At 37.6% G+C, this 10,447-nt stretch carries 7 protein-coding genes; 2 read left to right on the top strand and 5 right to left on the bottom strand.

Annotation, left to right across the window (positions count from 1 at the left end; genetic code table 11):
- Nucleotides 1-343: 343 nt before the first annotated feature.
- Nucleotides 344-1,393 carry a hypothetical protein gene (locus tag SVZ03_05025; protein ID MDY6933572.1) on the top strand — a complete coding sequence of 350 codons (1,050 nt, stop codon included), beginning with the start codon at nt 344-346 and terminating at the stop codon, nt 1,391-1,393.
- Here the strand turns inward: SVZ03_05025 and SVZ03_05020 are convergent.
- From SVZ03_05020 to SVZ03_05005, 4 genes are all read right to left on the bottom strand, one after another.
- The gene (locus tag SVZ03_05020) at nt 1,390-2,607 is read right to left on the bottom strand and encodes a VWA domain-containing protein (protein MDY6933571.1); all 1,218 of its coding nucleotides are present in this window, start codon (nt 2,605-2,607) and stop codon (nt 1,390-1,392) included. The two genes, SVZ03_05025 and SVZ03_05020, sit on opposite strands and share 4 nt — an antisense overlap.
- A complete protein-coding gene (locus SVZ03_05015; protein MDY6933570.1) occupies nt 2,567-3,424 on the bottom strand; it encodes a MoxR family ATPase in 858 nt (285 codons plus the stop codon). Before SVZ03_05015 ends, SVZ03_05020 begins: the two co-directional genes overlap by 41 nt.
- A 102-nt stretch (nt 3,425-3,526) precedes the next feature.
- On the bottom strand, nt 3,527-4,594 hold the full coding sequence (gene prfB / locus SVZ03_05010; GenBank protein ID MDY6933569.1) for a peptide chain release factor 2: 1,068 nt from the start codon (nt 4,592-4,594) through the stop codon (nt 3,527-3,529).
- Between the two features lie 1,087 nt (nt 4,595-5,681).
- Entirely contained in the window at nt 5,682-8,087 is a 2,406-nt protein-coding gene (locus SVZ03_05005) for an SUMF1/EgtB/PvdO family nonheme iron enzyme (GenBank protein MDY6933568.1), read from the bottom strand.
- Between the two features lie 652 nt (nt 8,088-8,739).
- Between SVZ03_05005 and SVZ03_05000 the strand changes: the two genes are divergently transcribed.
- The gene (locus SVZ03_05000) at nt 8,740-9,684 is read left to right on the top strand and encodes a response regulator (protein ID MDY6933567.1); all 945 of its coding nucleotides are present in this window, start codon (nt 8,740-8,742) and stop codon (nt 9,682-9,684) included.
- A 506-nt stretch (nt 9,685-10,190) separates the two neighbouring features.
- On the opposite strand, the gene SVZ03_04995 is transcribed toward SVZ03_05000, so the two are convergent.
- Nucleotides 10,191-10,447 (bottom strand): precorrin-3B C(17)-methyltransferase (locus SVZ03_04995; protein ID MDY6933566.1); only part of this gene is annotated, 257 nt, incomplete at its 5' end.

Below are 10,447 nucleotides of genomic sequence, written 5' to 3'. Positions count from 1 at the left end.
GCGAGCTTTGCCCCAAGTAGGGCGAGCTTTGCCCCAAGTAGGGCGAGCTTTGCCCCAAGTAGGGCGAGCTTTGCCCCAAGTAGGGCGAGCTTTGCCCCAAGTAGGGCGAGCTTTGCCCCAAGTAGGGCGAGCTTTGCCCCAAATTGAAGACATATTCTTTTCATTATAAAAAGAATACATTTTTCTTGAAAAAATGCTTTATTTATATATAATAGGAATTGTAGATACTATTATCTTAACAGGAAATAGAGATCTCAGCAGGGCAATCAGGTTTTACATCAATATCAACAATCCATAAACAGCTTCATAAATCCAATAAATAATAGAACAGGATGAAAATCATATGAGTCTTAGGATGAATAATATTTCACACTTCCTCAAAATTATTATTCTCATTTTTATTATTTCTTTTATATGCTCATGCGGCAGCATCTATAGACATATGAAGAAAAAGATCAATAACAACTATCAGGAAGGGATTGCTCTACTCAAAGAGGGTGAGCATCATAAAGCCCTTGATAGATTTAAAACTGTGGTCTCAATCGATCCGGAACATAAAGAGGCCAAAAGGCATATTTTCATCATAAAAGAGATAATAGAAAAATGCGCTGCGGAACATTACCAGAGGGGTGTATATTATAGGCAGAAACAGAGATATGAGGATGCCCTTGATCAATTTCTATTAGTGCAACGGGAGTCCCCCACATATAAAGATACAAAATATAAGATTGAAAATATCAGGAATTCAAAACCCATCAAAAAGAAATTCATCGCTGCCCTCGATGATGCCAACAGGCTCTATAATAAAAAGAGATACAAAAAGGCCTATGAGAAATGTCTGCTTGCCAAAAAGTACAATCCTGAAAGCATTGAATTCTTTACAATAAACCTGAAGGTTGAATCTGCTCTTAATAATCTATCCGATCCTCATCTAGAAAAGGCAAAGGATCTCTTTTGTAAAAAGGATTACAGGTCAGCGAGAATACATCTAAAAAAATCTATTAAGGCAAATCCATGGGAGAAAAATGCCAAAAGGATTCTTAGAGAGTGCAATGAAAAAATCGCATTGAGAAAACTATACAAAAGGGCGGAGAGGGGCTTCTATAATAAGGATTATTTTATCTCCTTTGACCTCTTCCAGGAGATCGAAGAGAAGGAGTCAGGATATTTAGATGCCGAAATCTATTTAAACAGAATAAAGAAGAAACTAAGCAAAAATCTCAAAGAGTACTATAATAATGGAATATCCTACTACGATAGAGAGATGTATCAAAAGGCAATTTCAGAATGGGATAAGGTATTGAAGATAAAACCAAGCGATAAGATGGCTGGCGAATACAAGGAAAGGGCTCTGGCAAAGCTTGAGATGAAGAAAATTCTTGATAAGGACTAAACTAAAAGCCTGCTCTTCCCCTGCATCAGCAGGGATACCCCGTCAATGAGTCCATCCAATGTAAGCTGATACATAGGAAATATATCCTTGATGAGCCAGAGGCTTCTGATGTATTCCCATGACCTCTTGGATATTGGATTGAGCCAAATGGCATCCTTAAACTTCTCCCTTAAACGGCTCAGCCAGATTATGCCAGGTGTGTCGTTATGATACCAATAATCAATCGCTCCATTTGCATGAGTAAGTTCAGAGGGGGCCATCTCAGCATCCCCAACAATAATGAGCTTATAATTGGGATCCTCGCTCTTCAGGAAGTCAGAAGTGGATATGGATTCATTCCTCTCAATATCGGTCCATAGATCCTGATAGATGCAATTGTGAAAATAGAAATGTTTAAAAGAGCTGATCTGAGATGATGCGGCTGAGAATAGTCTCTCCACCATAGTAGAATATGGAGTCATTGAACCCCCAACATCCATCATAAGGATCACCTTTGCTGATCTTTTCTCATGCCTTTCCCATACAAACTCCAACTCCCCTGCATTCTTCGAGGTGGCATCAATGGTTTCATCGAGGTTAAGCCTCTCTTCAGGCCCAATCGGAAGAAGCGATCGCAGATGAGAGAGGGCCACCCTCATCTGTCTCACATCAAGGGTGATATTACTGGAATAATTTCTAAAAGTCCTCTTCTCTGCTATCTGTATCGCCCTCTTGTGCCTTGATACGCCCTGCCCGATCCGAATCCCGGCAGGATTATATCCCCAGGCGCCCTGGGTCGATCTTCCGCCGGTTCCAATGGCCTTGTCCCCGCCAACATGATCCTTATAGTGTCCCTGCTTTAGCTGCTCCTCAAAATTCTTCAGAACCTGTTCCAGATCCAGTTCCTCAATCTGTCTCTTCTCCTCTTCCGAGAGATGCAACTCCTTAACCTTACGCAATCCATCAATAATCTTTTCAAGCATCTCATCGGTTGTCTCTATACCACCAAAGGTATCGAGAAAGGCAAGATCATATTTATCATAATATATCTCATTCTTGACAAGTATGGATCTCGCAATGTAATAAAATTTGGTGAGATTACAATTGTTGAGATTCTCAGAAAGGGCATGATGAAGGGTTATCCACTCATGAATTGAGATGGGGATACCATATGCCTTTAGCGAAAAAAAGAAATTAATAAACATTTCTCGTCCTAATGCTTGTATTATATGCATAGTGAGAGGATTCTCCAACCCTTGAGATTATTTCAATATCCTCCTGTTTCTTTAAAAGGGTTCCAAGAAATGGCAGATCCTTTTCAATCCTGGTTGTTGAGATTCCTCCGATTATCAAAGCCTGAATCCAGTCAATCAACTCGCTCGTTGATGGTTTTTTCCTTAACATATCGAACTGTCTAACCCAGTAAAATCTCTTTAAACACTCCTTTAAGAGTTTCTTCTGAATATCAGGGAAATGCACCCTTACAATCTCTTCCATAAGATCCTCTTTCGGAAATTCGATATAATGGAATACACATCTCCTGAGGAATGGGTCTGGTAGTTCCTTCTCACTATTTGATGTAATGAGCACTATTGGCCTGGTCATAGCGGTGATGGTTTCCTGAGTCTCGGGGATATAGAAGCTCATCTCATCTAGCTCGTTTAGGAGGTCATTGGGAAATTCAATTTCAGCCTTGTCGATCTCATCTATAAGCAGCACCACCTGCTCCTCAGTGGCAAAGGCCTCTCCCAATTTCCCCAAACTGATGTATTGTTTAATATCCGATATATCCTTATCCCTAAACCTAGAGTCATTCAGTCTCTGAACAGTATCATAGACATATAGCCCCTCTTTGGCCTTAGTAGTTGATTTCACATTCCATACAACCAGTCTCTTGCTGAGCCCCTTTGCTATTGAATGAGAGAGCAGGGTTTTGCCGGTTCCTGGCTCTCCCTTAACAAGAAGCGGCCGCCCAAGGGATATGGCAACATTTACGCTATCCTGGAGTTCAGGAGAAATAACATAGTCATCCGTGCCTTGAAAATTATTCATTAATTTACCCCCAATAAAGGTTAACATTTTCACTTATTCTAAAAGCGTCACAAATGGGATAACGCCCTAATTTGTTACAAATTATAACACATGTTATTAATATCAATTCTTTTTTTGATCCCGAAGATAGGCATAAATAAATCTATCGATCTCTCCATCCAATACAGACTCCACATTGCCGGTCTCTTCACTCGTCCTATGGTCTTTTACAAGGGTATAGGGTTGAAAAATGTAGGATCTTATCTGATTCCCCCAGGATATATCCTTTTTCTCCCCTATCCTCTCCATTCTCTCTTCATCGAGTCTCTTCTTTTTGAGTTCATAGATCTTGGATTTCAAAATTTTCATTGCAAAGGCCCTGTTTTTATGCTGGGATCTCTCATTCTGACATTGAACAACTATTCCGGTAGGCAAATGGGTAATTCTTACAGCCGAATCTGTTGTGTTGACATGTTGCCCCCCTGCCCCGGATGCCCTATAGGTATCTATTCGAAGCTCTGATTCATCAATCTCTATGTCCACATCATCAAATACCTCTGGAATCACCTCTACAGAGGCAAAGGATGTATGCCGCCTCCTATTTGCATCAAATGGAGAGATTCTTACTAACCTATGTATACCTCTCTCGCTCTTCAGCATCCCATAGGCATAGTCGCCAATAATTCGAATAGTAGCTTCCTTTATCCCAGCATCCTCACCCGGTGTATAATCAATAATATCAATGTTATGATTCCGGTTCTCAGCCCATCGTAAATACATTCTATAGAGCATAATAGCCCAATCCTGAGATTCAGTGCCTCCAGCGCCTGGATGAATAGTGAGAAATACATTCTTCTGATCATCTTCCCCTGAAAAAAGCTCTAATGTTTCCAGTTCATCAAATCTATTTTTAAAGATGCCTATCTTATCGCATATTTCGCTTAGGATCTCCTCATCGGATTCAGCCAAGGCCATCTCCATCAAATCCCTTTCCTCGGTTATATCCTTAATGAGCCTATCCCAATAATCGACCCTCTTCTCAATTCTGCTAATCTGCAAATTAACCTCTGTAAACCTCTCCCTATCCTTCCAGAAATCATCCTTCAATGTCTTTTTTCTGAGTTCCTCCAACTCCCCCTTCAACCCATCCAGGTTTATTGACTCAGCGAAATCCCTGGTTTTATTATAGATCGATTCTAACTCCCTTTGAGTCTCAATGTAATCTTTTTTATGCAAAACTTCTCCCTTATTCATTAGTAGAAACCTTATATTAACATGCCAAAAACGTATAAAATGTAGGGAAGCGCATCAAAGGTCTGGAGGAAAAACATGTTCCCTATTATTGAATAACCTCAAAACATTCATTTTAATGATATTTATTTAATGCTATATTGGTCAACCTTTTTATTATGTTAATGCGCTTGGCATATTTGAGGTTGCAGGATTACAGGATAAACCTGATATAGAATCCAGTAATCCAGTCTAATTCTGTTCATTTGGGTTCTGGCTTTGTAAGGTTAGGGATAGATATGCTGACTTGTCAGAGGGTGACAAAGAGTATATTTCGTATTTCAATTGATAATTATTATTAGTATTTTAAGACAATAATATTGAATTAACCTGTCCGGTATCTATCGCAAATTTTGGTTGCTTATGTTTTTTTCTAATATTTCAATAATACTATAGAATTCTTCTATACCAAAATTCTCAACCATTAAGTTTCCCAGCAGCCATTATAAGAGGTTAAATTCATTTGATCTTAATGTTACAGAGCAAACAAATTCAGCATCAGGACATCCATTAACTATATTTGACAAACCTTTAATATGATTATCACACCAAAGAGCTGCTATAGTTATCTTTACTGTATTTGATAAATAAAAACTAGTTTTCTGAAGATAGTATATTGCGATTGTTTTTTTGATGAAGGTTCAATAGAAATACTAATACATCCCTCAATTTTATCCATCCTGTAAGTTTATTGAATTTTTATATCATTTATTTCGGGCTTGCTAAAATAATGTTTCACAATGAGAAATTGGTGTAAATTTATTAAAAAAGAATGTAACTGATTACTATCTCTCAACCTTAATGGTTAATAATATATGCCCACTTGCCTGAATGTATAATTCAGCAATCTAAAAGCGCTAATTACCAAATCCCGAATAAATTCACTACATATCTAAATTATAGTTGAAACACTATAGCTTCCTCAGATGAATAAATGTGGATTAGCTGCACAGGAGGAGCTAAAAAGATCCTTCTCAAACTAATCAAACTAATCAACCTTCGCTATGCGTAAACCTCTAATGGACCTCATAGAGTGCGGAGAAGCAAAGTGACCATCCCCACGTTCTGAAACGCGTAGATAATATTCATCACAATTCCAATTCCCGCCACGTATCACACGGTAATCGCCGTGTACTGGTCCTGTTGGGTTTATCTTCGAACTACTAGTATAGTTCATATACCAATCATTACACCACTCCAATACATTCCCACTCATGTCATAAAGGCCCAGATGATTCTCTGCCGCTGTGCCAACCTCATGTGTTCCTCGACTATTATATACATCACTATGCGGCGTTGTCCCTGAATTATCCCAATACCACGCATAATCTCCAAATACCGTTGATTCATTTCCATCAATCGGAGTACAATAACCTGATTCATCACCGCTTGCATGATTACCTGGAAGCCAGCTAATACCATCAATATACCTGGCCGTATACTCCCACTCCGCCTCTGTAGGAAGCCTGTAGCCATTATTGCTGAAATTACAGCTCCAATCACTCAAATCATAGCAGGGCGTTAAACCCTCCATCTCGCTCAAATAGTTGCAGAAAGCTGCAGCCCCATACCAGCTTATAAATATACAAGGATAGTTCGACAGATCAACACTGCCCCCATATCCGTCATCGCCCCGGCCAGTCTCAACAGAAAATGTCCCGCCAATGTATTCTATATTACAATGCACATCATCCAAATCAAGAAGTTCATGACTGTCTCCAGTATTCGTTACAGTAATATCACTAACACTGGCAAACTTACCATTCGCATTCGCCCAATTAAACACATTAACCACCTGAGCATTTGTTACCTCATATTTACCCATGTAAAAACTGCTTAATGTAACCTGATGCTCTGGTGTTGAAAAGTTGTCACCAAATAGATCATCACACCCCATCTGGAATGTGCCCCCTGGCACATACACCATATCTATTAAAATTTCATCAACATCAGGCCCAGAATATGTCCCGCTGACTGCTGGCAGTCTTACTACCACCTCGCCATCGCTGAAGAGAAAATAATAACTGTGATTGCCTTCGCTTAGCTGTGTTGTATATGAATAATCGCCATCTGAACTATTCCCGCTGGATAAGCTCATCGTGTAATTTATTCCGTCAATATTAACATAACGGGTAGGAGGTGAATCTCCATCCTCATCATAGTAATGCACAGTAAAAGTAAAGTTTGTTGTAGTGTCCCCGGAAGGGGGAGAAACCATTATATTTGAAAGTACTGGTTCATTATTTGGTTTTGATGATTGTGCGATTAACTTCCTATAATCTATTAAGGGTTGGGGATGCTCATAATCGAAAAACTCATTTCCAAATATTTCACCTCTAATGCCTAAACTACACTCAAGTCCGCCATATAGCTCCCACCAGAGATAATCTGAATAACCAGCATCAAATTCTAAATAACCTTCAATATTACCATAAGGGCCAGCTATCTTGTTGATTAAAAGATTTAATTGCGGGCCGGCATACCCTTTAAAATGGCATTCTGCGTTGAGTTCTGGTGGAATGTATTCAAAATCAAAGCTATAATTAGCAATAGGAGCCCAATAACCATATTCATATATCAAACCTGATGTAATATTGGTACACTCTGTTAATCCTGTTTCAATACCTGCAGATGCTATGCCATCAAAACCTACATTTATAGTAATAATAGGAGTTATAACAACACCAGGCACAGTTGTAGGTATTGGAGCTAAAGTTAATCTGGCTATTTCAACTTTTTTGTGAATATCATAAGTAGAGATATTTGTTGATAGTGTAAGCTCTGATGTTATATCAGTTGTATTTACAAATGAAATCTTGTTTATCGCCCAAAATCCAATGTCTACCTCGAAATCGATCTCTGAGTTGAATGCTATATATCCATTTATATATATTTGATCATATATTTCTACATTGCTTATATTATAGACAAAACTAGCTTCTCCTTCAAATCCACCTGTGTGTTTATCCAATGGGTGTGTAACAAGAATTACGCCATCTTTGTGTTTAGATTCTATTATATCATCAGTGGACAGGGATTTCTGAGCCTTAATAGTCCCCTCCTCAATTGCATCAGTAAGTGTTGCCTGGGTTGTCTCTACAATGGCCTGAGACCCATCACTCGTTACAGTTTCAACCTTACGAAGTAATCCATAAGGCGTAAGGTCTGTCACTCCAAACATTAGTATCTTGTTCGAAGATATTGAATCAAGTGCTGTTTGAGATCCCTCAAAAACTAATATTGAATCATCTTCTGATATTGAGGTTAAAGTGAGTGTTGGGTCTTTCTCGGGTCTTACTACATAACCGCTAACAGTTGCGTCATTGTCATCTCCACATGAACAGAAAGAAGCAGATATCGTTACTATTACCAATAATTTTAATAAACGTTTCATTCTATTCCCCCCTTTGGTTTATAAAGATCATAGAGTATTTCTACTCAATATGTGTGAGAAAAATATTCGACTTGGAATCATTTCTCATATTTATGATGACCTTTTTCACATATATTGATTTTTTATCTTTCAATATACATATCAAATATATCCTTTTTATGTCAAATTGTAGTGGTTGTTACACAAATGATAGTTTGTGTAATTTTATATTGTTTGTCAACATAATATTTGTATTACCAGGAATTGATGGCATAATAACTCCCGAATTCAATATCGAAGTGCACGGTATATTCAAATCCATAATCACAATTAATCGTTTATAATTTGTGATCGTTGTAAACATCTGTCTATTTTCAATCTATTTATTGACTTGTTACTTTATCTTTATCCTTGTGAATGCTCAAATAAATTTATAGTAAAAACGGTTTCTACAATGTCATCCTTGCGAATGCATGAGTAATTAATAAATAGAATTAAATAAATATTTACATTTTCCCTCTCTCTTAATGAAGAGTAACCGGATTTTTGGTATAATTTTTAATTATTTTCTCGACAACAGAATAGTAATCTCTTATTTATGCCCTCATCTTTGCCTTTAAGCGGAGGGCGCTCACTGCATTCATTCTGATACTGGAAGAATTAAGGTATATCCATGTACAAGGTTCTTGTAATAGACATCTCATCATATAAGGAAATGATTACAAAGACATTTACCAATGAGGGCTATCATGTCGAATTATCTGAGTCCGCTTATGACGCTATGGTTAAGCTCAAATCCCAAGATTTCGATCTTATAGTCTCAGAGGTGGAACTTCCGGGAGATAATGCCTTTGATCTTTACAACTATATCAACAAATACTATCCATATATTCCCACAATTATGACCACAGAGAAGGATATAGACACATTTTTTGGCCGAATATTCCAGGAGGGGATAGGGAATGTATTATGCAAACCCTTTAAAAGAGATGAATTCGTGAATTTAGCTGAAAAGCTGATTACAAAAAAGAATATATTCGGTCTTCAACACTATATGAAGAATATCATAGATACAAAGAAGATAAGAATTACCTCATCAACCCAAATCAATCAGGCAGTGAACATTATAACAAAGCAGATAAAGGAATGGGGATTCACAATTATTAATTTTATGATGCTTAACCTTTTGCTCAATGAGATGATCATCAATGCCGTCTACCACTCACATGGATATACTCAGGAAAAGCTGATGAGCCTCCCTATCAAATTAAAAGATGAAGAATATGTTGATATCTTTTTTGCAAATAATGGAGAGAGCTATGGTATTTCTATCAACGATTATCAGGGAAAACTTTCTAAGGTAAGGATACTTGAGAGTATACACAGTGTAATAGAGCAGAATCAACTGATAATGAACTCGAATAATGACTCCCAAGAAATCTCACAGGAGATATCTGAAACCGGAAGAGGTCTGGATTTAGTTAGGAAACTGGCTAATGAATATTATTTCATTATTAAAAAGGACATCCGCACAGAGATTATCTTCCTTTATGATAATCTCTCATACCTAGACTCACAATACCATACCTCATTAAAAATAATTGAGGATATACATTAATAATGTATAAACGGTATAAGCCAGGCAGAGTATTGCAGAATGTATAACCTGTCATCAAGAGCTTTATCAGCTATCGGGTGAGAAGGATACTCTCTTGTCCAAAATTGATCAATAATTGATTCAATAAGGACTATTTCCTAAGGCGAAGCACTTCAAATGTTAACAGCTATAAAAAGACCAGAGCTGTCTGAAATTGCCATGATCTTACAGTCTTTTTAGACTGTATTTAAAAAAGGAAATTGTATCCGATACACAAACTGTATGGGATTTAATAGATTCAGCGGAAATAACTGCAAACTCTGGGCCCTTTCAGCTATCAGGGTATTTTGATCTTACTGATGTCATTGTACATCCTTATGAGATAAGGGTTGTAATAAGTCAACAAACTGGAACAAATAGCTATATTACCAGAGTAACCAGCAATACACTCTACTATCAATAGTCAACTAATAATGGTCTAATCACTCCCATCCTTACACCTGCATTGCAGTTAATGCAAAATTACATCATCTGTCAAAGTTATACCCCCTGGGTGTGATCATGTATCCATCTTTGACATAGGTTTCGCTATTTCCTATTATTATTGTTGTGAACATATCAATACTATCTGATTTTAGCATATCTTTAAGAGTGACTATCTCTACAACCTCGCTCTCTCTATAGGCATTCCTTACTATGCCCACTGGTGTATGCGGAGATTTATATTGCATTAAGATATCCCATGCCTTAGTGAGCGGCTTTATCCTTTTGCTGCTCTTTGGAT

The sequence above is a fragment of the Spirochaetota bacterium genome, assembly GCA_034190085.1.
GTDB lineage: Bacteria > Spirochaetota > UBA4802 > UBA4802 > JAFGDQ01 > JAXHTS01.
Note: the sequence above shows the minus strand (reverse complement) of the source record. Positions and strands in the feature narration are given on the sequence as shown.

Bases quoted from the DNA above. Each gene is read 5' to 3' on its own strand.
- SVZ03_05005 (MDY6933568.1), bottom strand. From the start codon at position 8,087: ATGAAACGTTTATTAAAATTATTGGTAATAGTAACGATATCTGCTTCT.
- SVZ03_05000 (MDY6933567.1), top strand. From the start codon at position 8,740: ATGTACAAGGTTCTTGTAATAGACATCTCATCATATAAGGAAATGATT.
- SVZ03_05025 (MDY6933572.1), top strand. From the start codon at position 344: ATGAGTCTTAGGATGAATAATATTTCACACTTCCTCAAAATTATTATT.
- SVZ03_05015 (MDY6933570.1), bottom strand. From the start codon at position 3,424: ATGAATAATTTTCAAGGCACGGATGACTATGTTATTTCTCCTGAACTC.
- SVZ03_05020 (MDY6933571.1), bottom strand. From the start codon at position 2,607: ATGCATATAATACAAGCATTAGGACGAGAAATGTTTATTAATTTCTTT.